This is a genomic window from Nocardia sp. NPDC049149 (assembly GCF_043197455.1).
Lineage (GTDB): Bacteria > Actinomycetota > Actinomycetes > Mycobacteriales > Mycobacteriaceae > Nocardia.
In genome coordinates, this window is sequence record NZ_JBICTD010000001.1 from 112,926 (window position 1) to 133,698 (window position 20,773).

Here is a 20,773-nt window from a genome sequence, read left to right on the forward strand (position 1 = left end):
CGCGCACGAGGCGTGCATGATGCCACCTCGTGCGCGGGAATCACTGTGTGCGCGCCTGCGCCACCAGGCGCTGCAGGAGTTCCCTTGCGCCGGTGCGAAATTCGGGGGTGTCGATCAAGCCGTCCGCGCCGACGTCGTCGCGCAAGACCGGCAGGCGCGCAGGAACGCCGGAGTCGACGGCCGCGCCGACATAACCGAGCACGCTGGCCAAGGTCGCCGTCGCGCCCTCGCCGCGGCCAGGCACCGCGATAGTCAGCCAGGCAGTGGGCTTTTCGTAGAGGTCGGCGGTGCCGACCGTCCAATCCAGCAGGTTCTTGAGGCTGCCCGGCAGCGTGCCCGCATATTCCGGGGTGCAGAACAGGACAGCGTCGGCGCGGCCGAGCTCTTCGCGAAGCGCGAGAACCGACGGCTGCCCAGCGCCGTCGTCGTCAGGGTTGAAGGCGGGGAGGTCGGCGAGGCCGTCATACCAGCGGGCCTCGACGTCGGCCGGCGCGACGGCCTGCACCGTGCGCAGCGCGGCGGAATTGGTCGAGGCACTACGCGTGCTCCCGGAGATCAGCAGAACGACCGTCACCTTTCAAGCCAACCACCGCCGCACCCGGATTAGTCCGGAAACGCACAAGGGCGGGAACGCGATTCGCGTTCCCGCCCTTGCGGACTTACTCAGGTGCTACTGCGTCGCATCCTCGTCGAGGAGGTTGCGGGTGCGGTTCGGGTCCACCGGGATGCCCGGTCCGGTGTTCGTCGAAACCGTCACCTTCTTGACGTAGCGGCCCTTGGCGGTCGACGGCTTCACACGCAGGATCTCGTCCAGCGCGGCGCCGTAGTTCTCGACCAGCTTGGCATCGTCGAAGGACGCCTTGCCGATGACGAAGTGCAGGTTGGCCTGCTTGTCGACGCGGAAGTTGATCTTGCCGCCCTTGATGTCGTTGACGGCCTTGGTCACATCGGTGGTGACCGTGCCCGTCTTCGGGTTCGGCATCAGGCCACGCGGTCCGAGGACACGCGCGATCCGGCCGACCTTGGCCATCTGGTCCGGGGTGGCGATCGCGGCGTCGAAGTCCAGCCAGCCGCCCTGGATCCGCTCGATCAGGTCCTCGGCGCCAACGGCGTCCGCACCGGCGGCCTCGGCCTCGGCGGCCTTCTCGCCTGCCGCGAACACGATGACGCGGGCGGTCTTACCGGTGCCGTGCGGCAGGTTGACGGTGCCGCGGACCATCTGGTCGGCCTTGCGGGGATCCACACCGAGACGAACGGCAACCTCGACGGTCGCGTCGGTCTTGGTGGTGGCGGTCTCCTTGGCCAGCCGCGCAGCGGCGAGCGGGGAGTACAGCTTGTCGTGATCGACCTTCTCGGCCGCGGCGAGATACGCCTTGCTTCGTTTTGCCATAATTCTCTGTCCTTAGTCGTCTGGTTCAGCCGTGGTTATCGGGCCTGGCCGGCCCTCCCACCTGTGAGCGCGAACGCTCAGCCTTCGATGGTGATACCCATCGAACGAGCGGTGCCTGCGATGATCTTCGCGGCCTGCTCGATGTCGTTGGCGTTCAGGTCTTCCTGCTTGGTCTTGGCGATCTCACGGACCTGGTCCATGGTGACCTTCGCGACCTTGGTGCGGTGCGGCTCAGCCGAACCCTTCTGCACACCGGCGGCCTTGAGCAGCAGGCGAGCGGCAGGCGGGGTCTTCAGCTTGAAGTCGAACGACCGATCCTCGTACACCGAGATCTCGACCGGAATGACGTTGCCACGCTGCGACTCGGTCGCGGCGTTGTACGCCTTGCAGAACTCCATGATGTTGACGCCGTGCTGACCAAGCGCGGGACCCACCGGAGGGGCAGGGTTCGCCTGGCCGGCCTGGATCTGAAGCTTGATGATCCCGGCGAGCTTCTTCTTCTTGGGGGGCATCTTTCTTTCCTAGGTGTCTGTTTTCCTTGCTCTTTGCAAGTCCTGGTGTTGCGATCTGCGGCAGCGTTGTTCCACGCCGCCGCGGACGAACAGTCTTAAATCTTCGCAACCTGGGTGAAGCCGAGCTCCACCGGGGTCTCGCGACCGAAGATCGACACGAGCACCTTGAGCTTCTGCTGCTCGGCGTTGACCTCGGAGATGCTGGCGGGCAGCGTCGCGAACGGGCCGTCCATCACGGTCACCGACTCGCCGACCTCGAAGTCGACCTCGATGGTGGGCTTGGACACGGACTCGGTGGTGGACTCGGTCCCGCCTGCGGTACCGGCCGGAGCCGCGGCCTTCTTCTGCTGCGCGGCCGGGACCAGGAACTTCACCACGTCATCGATGGACAGCGGCGAGGGGCGCGAGGTGGCGCCGACGAAACCGGTGACGCCGGGGGTGTTGCGCACCGCGCCCCACGACTCGTCGTTCAGTTCCATCCGAACCAGGATGTAGCCCGGCAGGACCTTGCGGTTGACGTTCTTGCGCTGGCCGTTCTTGATCTCGGTGACCTCTTCGGTCGGCACCTCGACCTGGAAGATGTAGTCCTCGAGATCGAGGTTCTGCACGCGGGTCTCGAGGTTGGCCTTCACCTTGTTCTCGTAGCCGGCGTAGGAGTGGATGACGTACCAGTCACCAGGGGCGCGGCGCAGGGCCGACTTCATTTCGGCGACCGGATCGGCGGGCTCGGCGTCGATCGGAGCGGCCGCTTCGGCGCTCTCGACCTCGGCGTCCACCGAGCCCTCGGAGTCCACGTCCTCGGAGTCTTCGTCGGTCGCGTCAGCCTCGATGGTGGGATCCACCACCGGCTCGTCGACCGAGAACTCTTCGTTTGTGTCGTTCTCCGGGGTGCTCACTGGGGCACTCGCTTCCTGTGTCGTCACGTACATCCTCTGCGTGCCGGGGCCGGGCGCGCGGCGGAACTACTTCCACCCGTGTCCGTCCCGGATCGGCCGGCGTCTTGCCCTTTCGAGCGACCCGCAAGAGTCGCTGGCGCCGGGCGGCGTCGATCTAGCCGAACAGCCAGTTGACACCCTTGATGAACGCCACATCCAACCCGCTGATGAACGCGACCATGAAGACCACGAACACCAGAACAACGGTCGTATAGGTGACCATCTGCTTCCGGTTGGGCCAGATCACCTTGCGCAGTTCCGCGACGACCTCACGCAGGAACTTGATCAAACGCTTGAACGGATTGACCGTCCCACCGCGTTCGGCCCGATCGGTTTTGGCTGCCTTGCGCGACGAAGGTCGATCGAGTGTGGCGATCGAACCCGTATCCGACGATGCACTGCGCGTCCGCCGAGCGGAACGCTTGCCGCTCGGCCGAGCCACCGCGGTGCCCTCGTCCTCGGCCGCATGCGAGCCGTGGCGATTGTCCCGCTCGTCGCTCACGTCGATCCTTTCGTCCGCTGGCATTCCAGGGCAGGGGCGACAGGACTTGAACCTGCAACCTGCGGTTTTGGAGACCGCTGCTCTGCCAGTTGAGCTACGCCCCTTCGGCTGGATCCGTGTTGGCTGTCCAACCACTGTTCGGTATTCAGTTGTGCGGTTCCGGTGTCGGCCAGCGACATAACACGCGCGCTGCCTTCGCAGTCGCCGGCTCCGCTGACGAATCCTTGCGGACTCGCCTGGAACCAGCCCCACAGAGCAGCGCGCAGCGGCTGGTGACCCCAGAAACCTCAGTGTACGTCACCGTCCACGTCGTTAGCTAATCAGGGTCACTCGACCAGGTCACGCGGTTTTCAGGCCAGCTGCACGGTCGCGGTCGCGCGCCCGAAGATCTTGCGCCCCGCCGACTTCGCCACGATGGCGACGACCGCGGTCCGCGTCTCCGGATCCACAGACTTCACCTTACCGGTGTACTCGATCTCGGCCGCCTCATCGGTGCCGACATAGACCGGGCTGGTGAAGCGGACGTTGTACTCCTTGACCGCGCCGGGGTCGCCGAGCCACGAGGTGACGAAGCCGCCGCCGAGGCCCATGGTCAGCATGCCGTGCGCGACAACGTCATCCAGGCCGACGAGCTTGGTGACCTCGTCGCTCCAGTGGATCGGGTTGGCGTCGCCGGAGACACCGGCGTAGTTCACCAGATCGCCGCGGGTCAGCCGGACGGTGCGCGCCGGAAGCTCGTCGCCGACGGTGATGTCCTCGAAGCTGAGCGCGCGCTTGCTCGCCACCACCTCGGGCACCGAGGCGACCGGGGTGGGCTCGGCGATGGCCTGCACCGCGCGCGGACGATGCTGCGGCGCGTCTTCGCCGATGCCGTGCATCAGCACATTGCGCACGGCGTCATTGAGATTGGGGTCGATATCGCCGCCGCTGCGGCCGATCAGCGTGGTGTAGGTGGTCAGCACCAGCTCGTCGTTCTGCGCGGTGACAATGTTCTTGGTGACGATGATGTCGCCGCCGAAGGCCTGCCGGAACGAATGCAGGTACACGTCACAGACCAGCTGGTCGCCGACCCTGATCGGCCGGTGGAATTCCAGGATCTGATCGGTCTGCATGATCTGGCTCAGGTCGTAACCGGTGACGATCTGCTCGAACAGCTTGCGCTGCGCGAGGATTCCGACCAGCGAGATGAAGGTGAGCGGCGCGAGCAGGCCGTCGTAGCCGTATTCCTGCGCGAGGTCCTCGTCCCAGTGCACCGGGTGGTAGTCCTGCACGGCGCGCGCGTATTCGCGCACCTTCTCGCGGCCGACTTCGTAGTAGTCGTCGACGCGATAGTGGTGACCCACCATGGAGGCCGCGTGTGCTGCGGGGTCGAACATCTCGGCCACCTGAACCGCTTCGTCTGTACCGGTGTTGATTGTCACTGGAGGACTGTACCTATCTGACTCCGAACCCGGAGTCGGCGGAGCAATCACAAACTCACCGGGCTCATTCGACGCTCGGTTTCGTCGTGACCGCTGTGGCGGCTGTGACGATAGATCCTCGCTACGCTCACTCACTGACCGCACCCGACCGTGGAAATGCGTCAGGGCCGGACGATTGTCCGGCCCTCGCACTGGCACGTTCCGAGATTGCCGAGTGCGCGCACGCGCTCGGCGCCGATCCACGCGGCAGTATTCACGCGTGGCGGACTAGCGGGATTCTTTGTGTCCCCGGTGCGTGCCGCAGTTCGGGCAGAACTTCTTCAGTTCCAGCCGGTCCGGGTCGTTGCGCCGGTTCTTCTTGGTGATGTAGTTGCGGTGCTTGCACTGCTCGCAGGCCAAGGTGATCTTTGGCCGGACATCGGTGGACTTCGCGGCCACGATATTCCTTCTTTCGGGTCAACCAGATGGTCTGATCGGTTTTGGTAGCGATGGCCGGACTTGAACCGGCGACACAACGATTATGAGTCGTTTGCTCTACCGACTGAGCTACACCGCCACGGGGTCGCATTGCTGTGGTGCCGCGCCCAAGCTTGGAGATGCCGAGTCGGTCACCACCGGCAATCCGGCGAGCCCCCTAACGGAATCGAACCGTTGACCTTTTCCTTACCATGGAAACGCTCTGCCGACTGAGCTAAGGGGGCATGACTACATCCGCACCAGGCTCCGAACACTCGACCCCGGCGCGGCGAAGTCTTGAACGAGGTTACACACTTACTGGTCCGACCTCCAAACCGGGTGGTCAGGAGGCCTTTTCGACGGACCTTCCTGCGCATCCCCGACCGAGGGCGATGCCAGCACCCCGGTGCGCGACCCCGACAACGGGAAAACCCCCGTGGATCGAAGTCGATCCACGGGGGCTTCGGGTGGCAGATGTAGGATTCGAACCTACGTAGGCTTTCGCCGACGGATTTACAGTCCGCTCCCATTGGCCGCTCGGGCAATCTGCCGTCGCGCTCTCGGCGCGAAAAGCAGAATACATCCAACCCCGGCCCTCAATGCAAACCGGCTGGCTATCGGCCATGCGCGCACACTAGCGTGCTAGTTCCGGGTACAACTGTCGAGTGCCGGTTTTCCGGTGAAGTGACCCGTCGAACCGTGAGGAACAGGAGCGCAGCGTGGCCGATTCGTCTTTCGATGTCGTGAGCAAGGTCGACCGTCAGGAGGTCGACAATGCCCTGCATCAAGCCGAGAAGGAGCTGACCACCCGCTACGACTTCCGCGGCACCGGTGCGGCGATCGAATGGTCGGGCGAGGACAAGATCGTGCTCACGGCGGAGGCCGAGGAGCGGGTCAAGGCGGCGCTGGATGTGTTCAAGGAGAAGCTGATTCGCCGCGACATCTCGCTCAAGGCGTTCGACGCGGGCGAGCCGATCGCGTCCGGCAAGACCTACAAGATCACCGGCACGCTGGTGCAGGGCATCGACACCGAGCACGCGAAGAAGATCTCCAAGAAGATCCGCGACGAAGGCCCGAAGGGCGTGAAGGCGCAGATTCAGGGCGAGGAGTTGCGGGTGAGCAGCAAGAAGCGCGACGACCTTCAGGCCGTCATCTCGCTGCTGAAGGGCGAGGACTTCGGGATCGCGCTGCAGTTCGTCAACTACCGTTAATGCTCGTCCGCCTCTCCGCGTTTTTTGGCCAGACTCAGGCGCGTTACCAGTTGCGTTGGCGGCCAGACTTATTGGACGGATGAGTCAGCCGGTACCCGGCGAGTTACCCATGCTCTTACGAAATCAGTTGCGCCTGAGCAATATTCGACCGACTAGCGCACCGTGGGCCCGCCTGCCATCTCCTCCAAGCGCGCGATCCGGTCGGCCATCGGCGGGTGGGTGGAGAACCAGCGAGCGGCCCGCTCGCCCGCGCGGAACGGGTTGGCGATCATCAGGTGGGACTGAGCGGTCAACTGCGGCTCAGGAGGCAAGGGGGCGGCCTGCACGCCGCGCTCCAGCTTGCGCAGCGCCGAGGCGAGCGCGAGCGGGTCGCCGGTGAGTTCGGCGCCCGATTGGTCCGCCTGGTATTCCCGCGAGCGCGACACCGCCAGCTTGATCAGGGTCGCGGCGATCGGGCCGAGCAACGAGACGAGCAGCACGCCGAGCATGTTGGGGCCTTCGCCGTTGCGATTGCCGCCGAACGCCGAGGCGAAGAAGGCCAGGTTGGCCAGGCCGGAAATGACCGCGGCCAGCGCGCCTGCGACCGAAGAGATCAGGATGTCGCGGTTGTAGACGTGCGATAGCTCGTGGCCGAGCACGGCGCGTAGCTCACGCTCGTCGAGAATCTGCAGAATGCCGCTGGTACAGCAGACTGCGGCGTGCCGAGGACTGCGGCCGGTCGCGAAGGCGTTGGGGGCATTGGTCGGGCTGATGTAGAGCCGAGGCATCGGCTGGCGTGCGGTGGTCGCCAGCTCACGCACGATCCGGTAGATCACCGGCGCTTCCAGCTCGCTCACCGGTTGTGCGTGCATGGCTTTCAACGCGAGTTTGTCGCTGTTGAAATACGCGTACGCGTTCATGCCGACGGCCAGCAGGATGGCGATGACCAGGATCGTCGGACTCCGGAACATGGCGCCGGCAAAAACGATCAATGCCGAAAGTCCGACCATCAGGCCGAACGTCTTCAACCCGTTCGCATAACCATGCCCGTGCATAGAGCGTCTCCCTCGCCACTCCCCCGATCGTTGAGTGCTTTACACGGGATCAACGATAGGAGCCCGAACCAAAGTTCCGCTGAACTCAGCCGACACGCTCGATGGTGTAGCGGACCAGGCGCTCGAGGGCATCGTTGGCCGGGCCCGCGGGCAGCGCGGACAGTTCGGCGTGCGCGATATCGGCGTAGCCCTGCAGCTTCTCCTTGGCCAGCACCATGCCGTGCGAGCGGGACAGCAGATCGAGCGCTTCCTCGACTTCCGCGTCGGTTTCCAGCGGCCTGGCGAGCAGCTTGCGCAGCCGGTCGCCGTCGGCGCCCTCGTCGCGCAGCGCGTACAGCACCGGCAGGGTGTGCACGCCCTCGCGCAGGTCGGTGCCCGGCGTCTTGCCGGACTGCTCGGCGGCCGAGGAGATGTCGATGATGTCGTCGGAGATCTGGAACGCGGTGCCGACCGCGTCACCGAGGCGGGCCAGCCGCTCGACGTGCTCGGCGGACGCGCCGGAGAAGGTGCCGCCGAACCGGCCGGAGGCCGCGATCAGCGAACCGGTCTTCTCCCAGACGACGCGCAGGTAATGCTCGACCGGGTCTTGGGATTCGCGGGCGCCCATGGTCTCGCGCATCTGGCCGGTGACCAGTTCGGCGAAGGTCTCCGCGATGATCCGCACCGCGTCGGGGCCGAGCGTGGAGGTCAGCCGGGAGGCGTGCGCGAACAGATAGTCGCCTGCCAGGATCGCGATGTTGTTGCCCCAGCGCGAATTCACGCTCGGGGCGCCGCGGCGCATCGTCGCCTCGTCCATCACGTCGTCGTGGTACAGCGTGGCCAGGTGCACCAGTTCGACCACGGTGCCCGCAGTGACCAGCGCGGGATCGGTGGGGTTCGGGCCGAGCTGGCCGGTCAGCACGGTGAACAGCGGACGGAATCGCTTGCCGCCTGCCTTCGCCAGGTGCAGCGCCGCCTCCTGCAGGAATTCCTCGCCGTCGGACAGCTCGTCGACCAGGAGCTTTTCGACCTCTTCCAGGCGGTTACGCACGATTGCCGCGAGCTCGACGTCACCCAGATCGACCCCGGCAACCACGGTGCTCGCCTCACTCACAGCAGATGTGCTCATTTCTTCTCCCAGCGATGCGTCCGACCCCACGGTAGAGAACCTAGCGTGTCCCCAGCCGAAGCCCCATGAACACCGTCACTATGGGGTGTATCAGACACTTTCGCACACGATTTTCTCCGCGCCCCGATCGCCCGCGCGGGCGGTGATGCAAGTATTGATGCCATGGGTTCACCGGAAGTCACCCCCGCGGACGGGGACGCGCTGCCCACCAGAGCCGAGGTGCTCGTCGTCGGCGCGGGCCCGGCCGGGTCGGCGTCGGCCGCCTGGGCGGCGCGCGCCGGACGCGACGTGGTGCTCCTCGACTCCGCCGTCTTCCCCAGGGACAAGACCTGCGGCGATGGGCTGACACCCCGCGCGACAGCCGAGCTGGAACACCTCGGCCTCGGCGACTGGGTGCGCGCGCACATAGTCAACCACGGGCTCAGGATGACCGGCTTCGGCAAGGAAGCCTTGCTGAGCTGGCCCGCCGGTTCCTTCCCGACATACGGAAGTGCCGTCCCACGAACCGAACTCGACGACAAGCTGCGCGAGACCGCGATGAAGTCCGGCGCACGGATGATCGACGGCACCAAGGTGGTCGATGTCACCCGCGACGGCGACCGGGTCACCGGCGTGTCCGTGCGCACCGCCGGTGGAACACACACCATCGAGTGCGCGCTGCTCATCGTCGCCGACGGTGTGCGGTCGCCGATCGGGCGGATGCTCGGCCGCACCTGGCACCGGCAGTACGCGTACGGCACCGCCGCGCGTGCCTACATCAAGTCCGGCCGCAGCGACGACCAGTGGATCACCTCGCATCTGGAACTGCGCGACGCCGACAACGTGCTCGTCCCCGGCTACGGCTGGGTGTTCCCGCTCGGCAACGGCGAGGTCAATATCGGCGTCGGCTCGCTGGCCACCGAGCAGCGGCCCTCGCACATCGCGTTGAAGCCGCTGCTCGAGCACTACACCAAGTTGCGTTTCGACGAGTGGGAGTTCGAGGGGTCGCTGCGGGCGGTCGCCTCGGCGCTGCTGCCGATGGGCGGCGCGGTGTCGAATGTGGCAGGCCGCAACTGGGTGCTGGTCGGCGACGCCGCAGGCTGCGTGAACCCACTCAACGGCGAGGGCATCGACTACGGCCTCGAGGGCGGGCACATGCTGTCCGAGCTGCTCGACGAGCCGGACCTGACCACGATCTGGCCCGAGCTGCTGCGCGCCCGCTACGGCCGCACCTTCTCGGTGGCCCGCCGGATCGCCGGACTCGCCACGCATCCGCGCATGGTTCCGCTCGGCGGGCCGCCGGTGATGCGGTCGAAGTACTTGCAGCGCACCGCGGTTCGGGTGATGGGCAATCTCGTCACCGACGAGGACGTCGACATGACCGCGCGGGCGTGGCGGGCCGCGGGCCGACTGTCCATGCGCGCCGACGACCTGCCGCCGTTCGCCTGACCTGCGATATCGACACACCGCCCTGCCGAAGTGCCGACGGTAGGCTGAACCTTGTTTGCCGACCATCGACGCACGCGACAGGGTTCCAGCCATGGGCGGACAACAGTCCGGTGGATTACCCGCGCTGTATTTGCTTCCGCATTTACGACGGGCCAAGGATCACGCGGATCGGCACTATGCCGAGCCGCTTCGCCTCGATGAATTGGCCGCTGCCGCCGGAGTTTCCAAGTATCACTTTCTGCGTGCCTTCGCCGCGGTCTATGGGCTCACGCCGGTCGCGTATCTGACCGAACGCCGGATCGAGCGCGCACAGGATCTGCTTCGCTCCAGCAATGTGACAGTGACCGAGGTGTGCATGCTGGTCGGGTACAGCAGCCTCGGCTCGTTCAGCAGCAAGTTCCGCCAGCTGGTCGGGGTCACGCCGTCGGAATACCAGGCCAAGTTCGCCGCGGGGGCGCCGCACATTCCTGGCTGCTACGTATTCATGCACGGTCTCAGCGACCGGAAACGCGACTCCTGATCCCGCAATTTTGGAGAAGCCCGGCCGGAGTGCCCGGTCATAGCCTTGCCCCATGACGACGATAACGAATGTCTCCCTGGTCACCGTGTATGTCACCGACCAGGACGAAGCGAAGCAGTGGTACATCGACAAGCTGGGATTCGTCGAGACCGCGGACGTCACGATGGGCGACAACGGATTCCGCTGGGTCACCGTCGCGCACCCCGCGCATCTGGAACTCGAGGTGACCCTGATGGTGCCGGGGCCGCCGCTGGACGAAGGCATGACCGAAGCCATCAAGCGCGCCCTGGCCAATGGCACGCACGGCGCGCTCGGACTGAGCACCGAGAACTGCCAGAAGACCTTCGAGGAGCTCACCGCCAAGGGCGTCGAGTTCATTCAGCCCCCGGCCGAGCGGCCGTACGGCACCGAGGCGATCGTCCGGGACAACTCCGGGAACTGGCTGGTGTTGGTGGAGAAGAAGGAGTACTCCCCCGAGGACTTCACATAGCGGACGAGGGGTTCCGTTGCCCCGGCACGCGCCGGGGCAACGGATCATGCGCGGGCGCGGGTCAGGCGGTCGCCTGGGCGGCCACCCACTCCTCGATGAACTTGCGCTCGCTGTTGAGCACCCGATGGTGCAGTTGCTCGGCGAGCGGTTCGATGGCGCCGCCGACCAGCGGCACCTTGACCTGCACGGTGCCGACCACCTCGATCTCGGAACCCTCTGCGGTCGAACGCATTTCGTAGGTGCCCGACATCTCGGTGCTGATGCCGCCGGTGGCGCCCTCGAAGGTGCCCTTGGCGACCTCGCCCGTGAGTGCCTGCCAGTTGTCGGTGCGCGAGAGCATGAGCTCGCTCTTGAGCACCTTGCTCACCACACTGGGAATCTTGTCCTGCGCGGCCTTTTCGGTCATATGGATGCGAATGGTGCCCGCACCCTCGGGGTGCGAGAGGTCGAGCGTTGCGGTCTCGGCGTCGGCGAAACGCGCCTGCCAGACCTTGTCGTCGGTGAGTGCCCGGTGAAGATCTTCGACCGGGACGGCGTAAGGCACGGTGAAGCTGAATTTTCGGGACATGCGCGACACGGTATCCGAGTCGCTCGGTAGCCTGTTGCGGTGTTGGAAACCAGCCAGTCTGATCGGCGGTCGAACCGTCTGCGGCGGGCCAGGATCGGCGTGCTCTGGGCCGCGGGGGTGATCAGCGTCCTCGTCGTGCTACTGGTGCTCGCCGCCTGGCGCAACGACTACCTGATCAACTCGGACAAGGGCGTGACCAGCGCGGAGGTGCTCTCCGCAGGCAGACTGCGTTCGGCGGTCATGTACGTGACACCGGACGGCGAGACACACAATCCGAAGGTCGGCGTGCTGTATCCGACCAACCTCACCGCCGGCGAGCGGATCCGGGTCGAGTACTACCGCGCCGACCCCGATCTGGTGCGGGTGGAAGGACGCGATGTGCGCGTCGCCATCCCGCCCGCACTGTCGGTGATCGTGGTGGTGTGGGCGCTCGCGCTACCGACGGTCTGGCTGCTGCTACGGCTGGACCGGCGCCGGCCGACGGCGGCAGGTGCGGCATCGAAGCCTGCCGATCCGAGCTGACCCTGCCGTCGGGCATGAATGCCGAACAGAACACCGCGGATTCTCGATTCTCCGCGTTCAACCGGTGACAGAGCCGCAAGGAGTTCGCCGGATCTTTCCGTGTCCTTAACGCATGTTTAGCGCCATGGGCCGTCGTGGCGGTCAACCTGAGGGTGTGCGTGTAGCGATTGTCGCGGAGTCGTTTCTGCCGAATATGAATGGCGTCGTCAACTCCGTGCTGCGGGTGCTCGACCACCTGGACCGGCACGGCCACGACGCGTTGATCATCGCGCCCGACACCATCCGCGGATTGCCACCGGCCCCACGCTGGCACGATCGGTTCCGGGTGCACCGGGTGCCCGCGGTGATGGTGCCCAAGATCAGTTCGCTGCCGGTGGGACTGCCGCAGCCGGGAATCGTCTCGGCCATCGACGATTTCGATGCCGACGTGGTGCATCTGGCCTCACCCTTCCTGCTCGGCGCAGGCGGCCTCGGCGCGGCACTGCGCCTGGATCTGCCCACCGTCGCGGTGTACCAGACCGATGTGGCCGGATTCGCCAAGAGCTACGGGCTTTCGCTGGCCAGCCGGGCGGCGTGGGCCTGGACCCGCCGCATCCACGAGAGCGCGACCAGGACGCTCGCCCCCTCGCGCGCCGCGGCGGACGACCTGGCCAGCCACGGCATTCCCCGGGTGCACCGGTGGGGACGTGGCGTCGACATCGCCCGCTTCAACCCGTCGGCGCGGCGCACCGAGCTGCGCGACGCCTGGCACAGCGACGACAAGCTGGTGGTCGGCTTCGTCGGACGGCTCGCGCCGGAGAAGCACGTCGAACGGCTTGCGGTGCTGGCGAACGACCCGGACATCCAGCTGGTGATCGTCGGCGACGGGCCCGAACGCGACCGGCTCGCGCGGATGATGCCGCGCGCGGTGTTCACCGGCGAGCTCGGCGGGGACACCCTGGCCCAGGCGTACGCCAGCCTGGACGTGATGGTGCACGCGGGCGAGCACGAGACGTTCTGCCAGGGCGTGCAGGAAGCCTTGGCCTCCGGCATCCCGGTGATCGGGCCGGACGCGGGCGGACCGCGCGACCTGATCGCGCACTGCCGCAACGGCTATCTGCTCCCGGTCGACCGTTTCACCGAGCTGTTGCCGAGTGCGGTTGCGGCGCTGCACGATCCGATCCTGCGCGCCCGATTCGCCGGAGCGGCACGCAAATCGGTGCTGCACCGCACCTGGCCCGCGATCTGCACCGAGCTGATGGGCCACTATGCCGACGTGACCGGCACCCGAATGCGCTTACCGCACACGGCCTGATCCCGCCTCGACTGTGACCGAGGAATCTGCGCACCAGGCTCGGCGTGCCGTACCGCGCGCGTTAGGGTCAGGCGTGGCGAAAACAGAATCCACCAGGGCCTCGCTGGACAAGCAGCCGCATGAGGTCGCGTCGATGTTCGACGGGGTCGCGAAGCGGTACGACCTGACCAACACGGTGATCTCCGGTGGCCAGGATCGCTACTGGCGCTGGGCGGTGCGCAAGGCATTGGCGCCGCGGCCCGGCGAGCGGGTGCTCGACCTCGCGGCGGGCACCGGTGTCTCCACCCTCGATCTGGCGAAGTCCGGCGCCTGGTGCCTGGCCGCCGACTTCTCCCAGGGCATGCTCGCCGCGGGCAGGTTCCGCAAGGTGCCGATGGTGGCGGCGGACGCGACCGCGCTGCCGTTCGCCGACAACTCGTTCGACGCGGTGACCATCTCCTACGGCCTGCGCAACATTTCCGACAGCGAGGCCGCGCTGCGCGAGATGCTGCGGGTCACCAAGCCTGGCGGCAGGCTGGTCGTCGCGGAGTTCTCCACACCGGTCGTGCCCGGCTTCCGCACGGTGTACATGGAGTACCTGATGAAGGCGCTGCCGAAGGTGGCCCGCGCGGTCAGCAGCAACCCGGATGCCTACGTCTACCTGGCCGAATCCATTCGCGCGTGGCCCAACCAGCGCCAGCTCGCGATGCGCATCGCCGATACCGGATGGTCGTCGGTGAAGTGGCGTAATCTCACCGGGGGCATTGTCGCCTTGCACCGCGCGTACAAGCTCGGCTGAGCTGCGACCTCCGTCACACCTCACCAACCGGGACGCGGGTGGTGAGGCTGAATGTGACGTGCCGATAACGCAAGGTAAACCTGGCGCAATCGGCGATGGCCATGATCGAGGCATGGTGGACGCAGGCACGGATCGCGCAGGGGGCACTGCGAGAACGGCATGCTCGTACTGCGGCGTCGGGTGCGGCATCACCGTGCAGACGCGGACGGGAGCCGACGGCGCACCCGTGATCGCCAAGGTGAGCGGCGACAAACTGCATCCGGCGAACGCGGGCAGGCTGTGCACCAAGGGCGCCACCCACCTGGAGCTGATGCGCACCCCCGGCCGGATGGCGACCGCGTACCGACGGCCCGAGCGCGGTCAGGAGCCGGTGCCGGTGCCGGTCGAGGCGGCCGTGCAGGAGGCTGCCGCGCGGTTGCGGGCCATCCTCGACGAACACGGGCCGGACGCGATCGCGCTGTATGTCTCGGGGCAGATGTCGCTGGAGGCGCAGTACCTGGCGACCAAGCTGGCCAAGGGATACCTGCGGACCGTGCATATCGAGGCCAATTCCCGGCTGTGCATGGCGAGCGCAGGCACCGGATACAAGCAGTCGCTCGGCGCGGACGGCCCGCCCGGCTCCTACGATGACTTCGAGCACGCCGACCTGTTCTTCGTGATCGGCGCGAATATGGCCGACTGCCATCCGATTCTGTACCTGCGCATGGTCGATCGGCTCAAGGCAGGCGCGAAGCTGATCGTGGTCGACCCGCGGCGCACCGAGACCGCCGCCAAGGCCGACCTGTTCCTGCAGATCGCACCGGGCACCGATCTGGCCTTGCTGAACGGCCTGCTGCACCTGCTCGTCGAAAACGGTGACATCGACAAGGATTTCATCGCCGAGCACACCGAGGGCTGGGACGGGATGCCCGCATTTCTCGGCGACTACCCGCCCGCGAAGGTGGCCGAGCTCACCGGCCTTGCCGAGGCCGACATCCGCACCGCCGCACAGTGGATCGGCGCGGCAGGCGCATGGATGTCGCTGTGGACGATGGGGCTCAACCAGTCCACCCACGGCACCTGGAACACCAACGCACTCTGCAATCTGCACCTGGCCACCGGCGCCATCGCGCGGCCGGGCAGCGGGCCGTTCTCGCTGACCGGACAGCCGAATGCCATGGGCGGCCGCGAAATGGGTTACATGGGGCCGGGACTGCCCGGGCAGCGCAGCGTGCTCGCCCCCGCCGACCGCGCCTTCGTCGAAACCGCGTGGGGCCTTGCGCCCGGCACGATCCGCGACCAGGTCGGGCCTGGCACCGTCGAGATGTTCCGCGGGCTGGCCGCGGGACAGATCAAGGCGGCCTGGATCATCTGCACGAATCCCGTTGCCTCCATGGCCAACCGAAGGACCGTCATCGACGGCCTCGAAGCCGCCGAGCTGGTGATCGCCCAGGACGCCTACACCGAGACCGCCACCACCGCGTACGCCGACCTGCTGTTGCCTGCCACCCTGTGGGCCGAAGCCGATGCGGTGATGGTGAATTCGGAGCGCAACGTCACCCTGCTGCGGCGTTCGGTCGATCCGGTCGGCGAGGCCAAGCCGGACTGGCTGCTGATCGCCGAGGTCGCCACCGCGATGGGGTTCGCCGGCTTCGAGTTCGCGTCCAGCGCCGAGGTTTTCGCCGAGATCAAGCAGTTCGCCAATCCGGTCACCGGATATGACCTGCGCGGCATGGATTTCGATCGGCTCAGCGAAGGGCCGATGCAGTGGCCGTGTCCCGACGGCACGCGGCGACGCAATCCGATCCGCTACTTGAACGACGGGGTCAGCCAGCACCTTTTCGTCGACGAGACCGGGCGGCAGCCGCGCCTGGCCTTCGCGACGCCGAGCCGTCGGGCCGTGTTCTGGCCGCGCCCGCATCTGCTGCCGGAGGAAATGCCCGACGACGACTTCCCATTCCTGCTCAATACCGGTCGGCTGCAACATCAGTGGCACACGATGACCAAGACCGGGAAGATCGACAAGCTGACCAAACTGACCGGGCAGCCGTTCGTCGAGGTCCACCCGGCCGACGCGGAACGCCTAGGGGTACGCGCCGGTGACCAGCTCGAAATCGCGTCCCGTCGAGGCAGAGCGGTGCTGGCCGTGCAGGTCAGCGACCGGGTCCGGCCCGGCGATTGCTTCGCGCCGTTCCACTGGAACGACGAGCACGGCGAGTATTTGACCATCAATGCGGTCACGAACGACGCCGTCGATCCGGCCTCGCTGCAGCCGGAGTTCAAGGCCTGTGCGGTCTCGCTGCGCCGGGTCGCGGTGCCGGAGACGGAGACGCCCGTCAAGTCGACGCCGCAGCAGGCCGACCTGCACCCGTTGGCGATCGCGCTCGGGCTGGACGCGGCAACCACCCCGACGCTGTCCGAGCACGAGCGGGTCTACCTCAGCGGGTATCTCGCCGCCCTGCAGGCGGTTCCGGTGACAGGTCAGCCGGTGCTCCCCGCTGCCGCGCCGATGTCCGCGCAGGGCAGGCTCTGGATCGACGGAATGCTCGCTGGCATGTACTCCCGTGCGACGACGCCGGGTGTGGCCGCCGCGCCGGTGCGATCGGTGACGGTGCTGTGGGCCTCGCAGACCGGGACGGCGGAGGAACTCGCCGCGACCACGGCCGCCAGGCTGACCGAATGTGGTTTCGCGCCACGACTACTCGACATGGACTCCTGCGCGCTGGACGGGCTGAGCGGCGACGTGCTGGTGATCACCAGTACGTTCGGCGACGGCGGTCCGCCGGACAACGGCACCGACTTCTGGGAACGCCTGGAGGCAGGCGCGGTGCGATTCACCGGCATGCGCTATGCGGTGTTCGCGCTCGGCGACTCCAGTTACGACGACTTCTGCGGGCACGGGCGCAAATTGGACGAGCGGTTCGCCGAATTCGGTGCGGTGCGGCTGTTGCCGCGCGTCGACAGCGAACCGGACTTCCACGAGCCCGCCGAGCATTGGCTCGACGCGGTGCTCGCGGCGCTGGGCGACACACTGGAATCCGGTGCGACGGACGACGATCCGGGCCTGCCGACATCGACGCAAGGACCGGTACGCCTCGGCGGTGCGGCGACAGCGGTGCTGACCAGGGCCACCGCACCCGCCCCTGGACGGATCCGCCGAGAGGTCGCGTCGTTCACGCGAAGCGCGCCGGTGCGCGCACCCCTGGTGCGCAACGAATCGCTTACCCCGAGCGGTGCGCCGAAAGAGGTGCGGCAGTTCGGCTTCGATCTGCGCGGGCTCGAAGCCGATTACGAGGTCGGCGATTCGCTCGGCGTCTGGCCGACCAACGACGCGGCGCTGGTCAACGAATGGCTCACCACCACGGGGCTCGACGGTCGCCGGATCATCGAGGTCGACGATCGGGAACTGTCGCTGGCCGAGGCGCTGCGCACGCACTACGACATCAGCAAGGTGAGCAACGACCTGCTCTCCTTCATCGCCGACCGCAACCCGAACATCCGGCTGGCCAAGCTGCTGCGGCGCGACAATCGCAATGAACTCGACAACTACCTGTGGGATCGCCAGGCGGTCGACGTGCTGCGCGACTTTCCGGTGCGCGCCGACCTGGTCGACTGGCTCGGCACGCTGAAAAAGTTGCAGCCGCGCCAATATTCGATCTCGTCGAGCCCGCTGGTCAGCCCGCACGAGGTGCAGCTGACGGTCGGCGTCGTCCGCTACGGCGACCCGGTCGCCAAGGGGTCGGCGGCCAGGCGCGGCGGGGTGTGCTCGACCTTCCTCGCCGATCGTGCGGGCGGCGACCCGGCCGCGGTGCCGATCTTCCTGCAGCGCGCGCCGCACTTTCGCCCGCCCGCCGACCCGACAGCGCCGATGATCATGGTCGGGCCTGGCACCGGCATCGCGCCGTTCCGCGGCTTCCTCCAGGAACGCAGAGAACTCGGCTGCACCGGCCGCAACTGGCTGTTCTTCGGTGAACAGCACGCCGCCAAGAACTTCTACTACCGCGCCGAACTCGAAGACATGTTCCGCTCGGGCTTCCTCACCCGACTCGACCTGGCCTTCTCCCGTGACCAGCGGGAGCGGATCTACGTGCAGCACCGCATGATCGAGCACGGCGCCGAGCTCTGGTCCTGGCTGCGCGACGGCGCCCACCTCTACGTCTGTGGCGACGCCGCGCGCATGGCCAAGGATGTGGACGAGGCGCTGCTGCACATCGCCCGCGTGCACGGCAAGCTGGACGACGCTGCCGCGCAAGCCTTCCGGAAACAACTGGTCGCGGAGAAACGGTACGTCCGCGACGTGTACTAGTTCGGTGGCGAGACCGCATACGGTCTCGCCGATCCCGATGACTAGACCGCTGGCGGGTTGAGCCGGGTGAAGTCGCCGAGGCGGTAGTACGGGTAGTAGGGGTACGGCGGCGTGGTCGCACTCGCCTTGTCCAGGCGGGCCACCTGGTCCGCGGTGAGCTCCCAGCCGACCGCGCCGAGGTTCTGCCGCAGCTGCTCCTCGTTGCGGGCGCCGACGATGACGGTCGACACGGTCGGGCGGCGCAGCAGCCAGTTGAGGGCGATCTGCGGAACGGTCTTGCCGGTCTCCGCGGCAAGCTCGTCGAGAACGTCCACGACGTCGTAGAGCTTCTCGTCGTCGACCGGCGGGCCTGCGGCGGCGGTCTGGTGCAGGCGGCTGCCGTCCGGAATGGGGTGGCCGCGCCGGATTTTGCCGGTCAGCCTGCCCCAGCCGAGCGGGCTCCAGACCACGGCGCCGACGCCCTGGTCTTGGCCGAGCGGCATCAGTTCCCACTCGTAGTCGCGGCCGACGAGCGAGTAGTACACCTGGTGGGCGACGTAGCGGGTGCGGCCGTTCTTGTCGGCCGCGGCAAGGGATTTCATCAGTTGCCAGCCTGCGAAGTTGGAGGCGCCGAGGTAGCGGATCTTGCCTGCGCGGACCAGATCGTCCAGTGCGGCAACGACTTCCTCGACCGGGGTGCCCGCGTCGAAGGCGTGCAGCTGGAACAGGTCGATGTAGTCGGTGCCGAGCCTGCGCAGCGCGCCCTCCACCGCGGCGATGAGCCTGGCCCGTCCGGACCCCGCCTGTGCGGGTCCCGGGCCGGTGGGCAGGGAGGCCTTGGTCGAAAGGAGCAGCTGATCGCGCCTGCCCTTGATAGCGGCGCCGAGTACTTCTTCCGAGGCGCCGTCGGAGTAGACGTCGGCGGTGTCGAACATGGTGACGCCTGCTTCCAGGCTGATGTCGACCAATCGCCGCGCCTGCTCGGCGTCGGTGTCACCCCAGGCGCTGAACAGTTCGCCGCGTCCGCCGAAGGTGCCCGCGCCGAAGCTGAGGGCTGGGACGTGCAGGCCGGAAGCGCCGAGCCGACGGTACTCCATGATGACTCCTAAAAGGGTCTATAGTTCCGTTAACACGTCGAACATTACACGCTTCCGGCGCTAAACGAAACTGGAGTTCCGTTATGACCGAAGAGGACGCCGTCCCCGGCTCGGTCCGCCCCGGCGGACGCACGGCCAGGGTCCGCGAGGCAGTGCTGCAAGCCGCGGGCGATCTGCTGGCCGAACGCGGCTTCGCCCAGCTCGATCTGGCCGAGGTCGCCGCCGCGGCCGCCGTCGGCAAGACCACCGTCTATCGCCGCTGGCGCCACCCGGCGGGCCTGATCACCGACCTCCTGGTCGAGATGGCCGAGGGCTCGCTGCCGCACGCCGACACCGGCTCACTGCTCGGCGACCTCACCGCCAACGCCCGCCTGGTCGCCGAAACATTGGCAAACCCACGCCAGGGCAAGCTCTTTCAGGCCGTCATCGCGGCCGCCACCTGCGACGAAGCCGCCGCCGCCGCGTTGCGCCGGTTCTACGACATCCGCCTCACCGAATGGTCGATCTGCGTCGAGCGGGCCATCGAACGCGGCGAGGCGCCCGCAGGCACCGACGCGCGCGCTGTCCTGTCCGCGGTCTCCGCCCCGCTCTACTACCGCCTACTGGCCAGCGGTGATCCCATCGACGAGGCCGCCGCGACCACCGCCGCCCGTGCCGCCGTAAACGCAGTCACCGCAGGCATATTCGTCACCCCCACAACGACTTAGCCGACCCAGAAGCCGTTCTCAGCTCGACTTCAGCCCGCGGCAGCGATCCAACGGGACCACATCGTCCGCCCACTCACCGCCGCGCGGCGAGCTGATCGGTCTGCGCACGATGCACCTGCAACGCGGTGCGCAGGAAGTCGAGGATGAGCGCGAGCTGCCCGGAGTCGTACCGCGACAGCGCTTGCGCGCCTGCACGACCCACCGGTTCGAAGATGTCCCCGGCCACCTCGCGCGCGGCATCGGTGGGCGCGACCAGCACTCGGCGCCGATTGGCGGGATCCGGAGCCCGAGTGACCAGGCCTGCCCGTTCGAGCCGATCGATCACCGTGGTGGTCGCTGCCGGGCTGAGTTTGAGCTCGGTGCTGAGCTCCCCCGCCGCCAGCGGCCCACGCCCCGACACCACATCCAGGCATCGCAGGTCGGTGCGATTCAGGCCGAGATGCGCGGCCGCCACCTCGTCGAAGGTGTCGAAGCTCTGCTGGAGCAGCCGTAGGTGCAGCCCGATCTGCCCGATCGATTCATCTTTCGACATTCGA

Annotated in this window: 21 protein-coding genes and 4 tRNA genes; 9 read left to right on the top strand and 16 right to left on the bottom strand. The window is 67.1% G+C overall.

From position 1 onward, the window contains the following. Positions 1-40: 40 nt before the first annotated feature. The 11 genes from ACGFNJ_RS00530 to ACGFNJ_RS00580 form a co-directional block, all read right to left on the bottom strand. A complete protein-coding gene (locus ACGFNJ_RS00530) occupies positions 41-574 on the bottom strand; it encodes an NADPH-dependent FMN reductase (RefSeq protein WP_393441857.1) in 534 nt (177 codons plus the stop codon). Positions 575-670: 96 nt separating this feature from the next. Further along, positions 671-1,390: a 50S ribosomal protein L1 gene (gene rplA / locus ACGFNJ_RS00535; protein ID WP_393441859.1), complete on the bottom strand. Its 720-nt coding sequence runs from the start codon at positions 1,388-1,390 to the stop codon at positions 671-673. 77 nt (positions 1,391-1,467) lie between these two features. Then, the gene (gene rplK, locus ACGFNJ_RS00540; protein WP_393441861.1) at positions 1,468-1,902 is read right to left on the bottom strand and encodes a 50S ribosomal protein L11; all 435 of its coding nucleotides are present in this window, start codon (positions 1,900-1,902) and stop codon (positions 1,468-1,470) included. A gap of 95 nt (positions 1,903-1,997) precedes the next feature. Further along, on the bottom strand, positions 1,998-2,798 hold the full coding sequence (nusG, locus tag ACGFNJ_RS00545; protein WP_393443669.1) for a transcription termination/antitermination protein NusG: 801 nt from the start codon (positions 2,796-2,798) through the stop codon (positions 1,998-2,000). 154 nt (positions 2,799-2,952) lie between these two features. Continuing rightward, positions 2,953-3,339 (bottom strand): preprotein translocase subunit SecE, encoded by a 387-nt coding sequence (secE, locus tag ACGFNJ_RS00550; RefSeq protein ID WP_393441863.1) that lies wholly within the window; start codon positions 3,337-3,339, stop codon positions 2,953-2,955. Between the two features lie 31 nt (positions 3,340-3,370). Next, a tRNA-Trp gene (locus ACGFNJ_RS00555) sits at positions 3,371-3,443 on the bottom strand. Between the two features lie 246 nt (positions 3,444-3,689). After that, complete coding sequence (locus ACGFNJ_RS00560; RefSeq protein ID WP_393443671.1) at positions 3,690-4,754, bottom strand: fused (3R)-hydroxyacyl-ACP dehydratase subunits HadA/HadB; 1,065 nt, start codon at positions 4,752-4,754, stop codon at positions 3,690-3,692. 273 nt (positions 4,755-5,027) lie between these two features. Next, positions 5,028-5,198, bottom strand: coding sequence for a 50S ribosomal protein L33 (gene rpmG, locus ACGFNJ_RS00565; RefSeq protein WP_014988500.1), 171 nt, complete (start codon positions 5,196-5,198; stop codon positions 5,028-5,030). A gap of 42 nt (positions 5,199-5,240) precedes the next feature. Continuing rightward, positions 5,241-5,316, bottom strand: a tRNA-Met gene (locus ACGFNJ_RS00570). Between the two features lie 72 nt (positions 5,317-5,388). After that, positions 5,389-5,461: transfer RNA gene (locus tag ACGFNJ_RS00575), tRNA-Thr, on the bottom strand. Between the two features lie 223 nt (positions 5,462-5,684). After that, a tRNA-Tyr gene (locus ACGFNJ_RS00580) sits at positions 5,685-5,767 on the bottom strand. Positions 5,768-5,935: 168 nt separating this feature from the next. Here ACGFNJ_RS00580 and ACGFNJ_RS00585 point away from each other — a divergent pair. Beyond that, positions 5,936-6,427 carry a YajQ family cyclic di-GMP-binding protein gene (locus tag ACGFNJ_RS00585; RefSeq protein ID WP_069160576.1) on the top strand — a complete coding sequence of 164 codons (492 nt, stop codon included), beginning with the start codon at positions 5,936-5,938 and terminating at the stop codon, positions 6,425-6,427. A gap of 152 nt (positions 6,428-6,579) precedes the next feature. Here the strand turns inward: ACGFNJ_RS00585 and htpX are convergent, their stop codons facing one another. After that, positions 6,580-7,461: a zinc metalloprotease HtpX gene (htpX, locus tag ACGFNJ_RS00590; protein ID WP_393441866.1), complete on the bottom strand. Its 882-nt coding sequence runs from the start codon at positions 7,459-7,461 to the stop codon at positions 6,580-6,582. Positions 7,462-7,546: 85 nt separating this feature from the next. Next, a complete protein-coding gene (locus tag ACGFNJ_RS00595; RefSeq protein ID WP_069160578.1) occupies positions 7,547-8,569 on the bottom strand; it encodes a polyprenyl synthetase family protein in 1,023 nt (340 codons plus the stop codon). A 162-nt stretch (positions 8,570-8,731) separates the two neighbouring features. Between ACGFNJ_RS00595 and ACGFNJ_RS00600 the strand changes: the two genes are divergently transcribed. The 3 genes from ACGFNJ_RS00600 (at position 8,732) to ACGFNJ_RS00610 (ending at position 11,007) form a co-directional block, all read left to right on the top strand. Beyond that, positions 8,732-9,997: a geranylgeranyl reductase family protein gene (locus ACGFNJ_RS00600; RefSeq protein ID WP_393441868.1), complete on the top strand. Its 1,266-nt coding sequence runs from the start codon at positions 8,732-8,734 to the stop codon at positions 9,995-9,997. 91 nt (positions 9,998-10,088) lie between these two features. Continuing rightward, positions 10,089-10,517 (top strand): helix-turn-helix domain-containing protein, encoded by a 429-nt coding sequence (locus ACGFNJ_RS00605; protein WP_069160580.1) that lies wholly within the window; start codon positions 10,089-10,091, stop codon positions 10,515-10,517. Between the two features lie 52 nt (positions 10,518-10,569). Then, positions 10,570-11,007 (top strand): VOC family protein, encoded by a 438-nt coding sequence (locus tag ACGFNJ_RS00610; protein ID WP_393441871.1) that lies wholly within the window; start codon positions 10,570-10,572, stop codon positions 11,005-11,007. A gap of 61 nt (positions 11,008-11,068) precedes the next feature. Here ACGFNJ_RS00610 and ACGFNJ_RS00615 read toward each other — a convergent pair whose 3' ends face one another. Then, on the bottom strand, positions 11,069-11,575 hold the full coding sequence (locus ACGFNJ_RS00615; protein WP_393441873.1) for a DUF2505 domain-containing protein: 507 nt from the start codon (positions 11,573-11,575) through the stop codon (positions 11,069-11,071). Between the two features lie 39 nt (positions 11,576-11,614). Here ACGFNJ_RS00615 and ACGFNJ_RS00620 point away from each other — a divergent pair, with 39 nt between their 5' ends. The 4 genes from ACGFNJ_RS00620 (at position 11,615) to ACGFNJ_RS00635 (ending at position 18,454) form a co-directional block, all read left to right on the top strand. After that, positions 11,615-12,097 carry a DUF3592 domain-containing protein gene (locus ACGFNJ_RS00620; RefSeq protein ID WP_393441875.1) on the top strand — a complete coding sequence of 161 codons (483 nt, stop codon included), beginning with the start codon at positions 11,615-11,617 and terminating at the stop codon, positions 12,095-12,097. 154 nt (positions 12,098-12,251) lie between these two features. Further along, entirely contained in the window at positions 12,252-13,391 is a 1,140-nt protein-coding gene (locus ACGFNJ_RS00625; RefSeq protein ID WP_393441877.1) for a glycosyltransferase family 4 protein, read from the top strand. A gap of 73 nt (positions 13,392-13,464) precedes the next feature. Then, the gene (locus ACGFNJ_RS00630; RefSeq protein ID WP_393441879.1) at positions 13,465-14,169 is read left to right on the top strand and encodes a demethylmenaquinone methyltransferase; all 705 of its coding nucleotides are present in this window, start codon (positions 13,465-13,467) and stop codon (positions 14,167-14,169) included. Positions 14,170-14,281: 112 nt separating this feature from the next. Beyond that, positions 14,282-18,454 carry a molybdopterin-dependent oxidoreductase gene (locus ACGFNJ_RS00635; protein WP_393441881.1) on the top strand — a complete coding sequence of 1,391 codons (4,173 nt, stop codon included), beginning with the start codon at positions 14,282-14,284 and terminating at the stop codon, positions 18,452-18,454. A gap of 41 nt (positions 18,455-18,495) precedes the next feature. Here ACGFNJ_RS00635 and ACGFNJ_RS00640 read toward each other — a convergent pair whose 3' ends face one another. Next, complete coding sequence (locus ACGFNJ_RS00640) at positions 18,496-19,530, bottom strand: aldo/keto reductase (protein WP_393441883.1); 1,035 nt, start codon at positions 19,528-19,530, stop codon at positions 18,496-18,498. An 83-nt stretch (positions 19,531-19,613) separates the two neighbouring features. On the opposite strand from ACGFNJ_RS00640, the gene ACGFNJ_RS00645 reads away from it, so the two are divergent. After that, positions 19,614-20,237: a TetR-like C-terminal domain-containing protein gene (locus ACGFNJ_RS00645; protein WP_393441885.1), complete on the top strand. Its 624-nt coding sequence runs from the start codon at positions 19,614-19,616 to the stop codon at positions 20,235-20,237. 73 nt (positions 20,238-20,310) lie between these two features. On the opposite strand, the gene ACGFNJ_RS00650 is transcribed toward ACGFNJ_RS00645, so the two are convergent. Beyond that, positions 20,311-20,769, bottom strand: coding sequence for a MarR family winged helix-turn-helix transcriptional regulator (locus ACGFNJ_RS00650; protein ID WP_393441887.1), 459 nt, complete (start codon positions 20,767-20,769; stop codon positions 20,311-20,313). Positions 20,770-20,773: the final 4 nt, after the last annotated feature.

What these genes read in the sequence shown, in the direction of transcription:
- rplA (WP_393441859.1), bottom strand. Translation starts at nt 1,390, where the DNA reads ATGGCAAAACGAAGCAAGGCGTATCTCGCCGCGGCCGAGAAGGTCGAT.
- rplK (WP_393441861.1), bottom strand. Translation starts at nt 1,902, where the DNA reads ATGCCCCCCAAGAAGAAGAAGCTCGCCGGGATCATCAAGCTTCAGATC.
- htpX (WP_393441866.1), bottom strand. Translation starts at nt 7,461, where the DNA reads ATGCACGGGCATGGTTATGCGAACGGGTTGAAGACGTTCGGCCTGATG.
- ACGFNJ_RS00595 (WP_069160578.1), bottom strand. Translation starts at nt 8,569, where the DNA reads ATGAGCACATCTGCTGTGAGTGAGGCGAGCACCGTGGTTGCCGGGGTC.
- ACGFNJ_RS00600 (WP_393441868.1), top strand. Translation starts at nt 8,732, where the DNA reads ATGGGTTCACCGGAAGTCACCCCCGCGGACGGGGACGCGCTGCCCACC.
- ACGFNJ_RS00605 (WP_069160580.1), top strand. Translation starts at nt 10,089, where the DNA reads ATGGGCGGACAACAGTCCGGTGGATTACCCGCGCTGTATTTGCTTCCG.
- ACGFNJ_RS00610 (WP_393441871.1), top strand. Translation starts at nt 10,570, where the DNA reads ATGACGACGATAACGAATGTCTCCCTGGTCACCGTGTATGTCACCGAC.
- ACGFNJ_RS00615 (WP_393441873.1), bottom strand. Translation starts at nt 11,575, where the DNA reads ATGTCCCGAAAATTCAGCTTCACCGTGCCTTACGCCGTCCCGGTCGAA.
- ACGFNJ_RS00635 (WP_393441881.1), top strand. Translation starts at nt 14,282, where the DNA reads ATGGTGGACGCAGGCACGGATCGCGCAGGGGGCACTGCGAGAACGGCA.
- ACGFNJ_RS00640 (WP_393441883.1), bottom strand. Translation starts at nt 19,530, where the DNA reads ATGGAGTACCGTCGGCTCGGCGCTTCCGGCCTGCACGTCCCAGCCCTC.
- ACGFNJ_RS00645 (WP_393441885.1), top strand. Translation starts at nt 19,614, where the DNA reads ATGACCGAAGAGGACGCCGTCCCCGGCTCGGTCCGCCCCGGCGGACGC.
- ACGFNJ_RS00650 (WP_393441887.1), bottom strand. Translation starts at nt 20,769, where the DNA reads ATGTCGAAAGATGAATCGATCGGGCAGATCGGGCTGCACCTACGGCTG.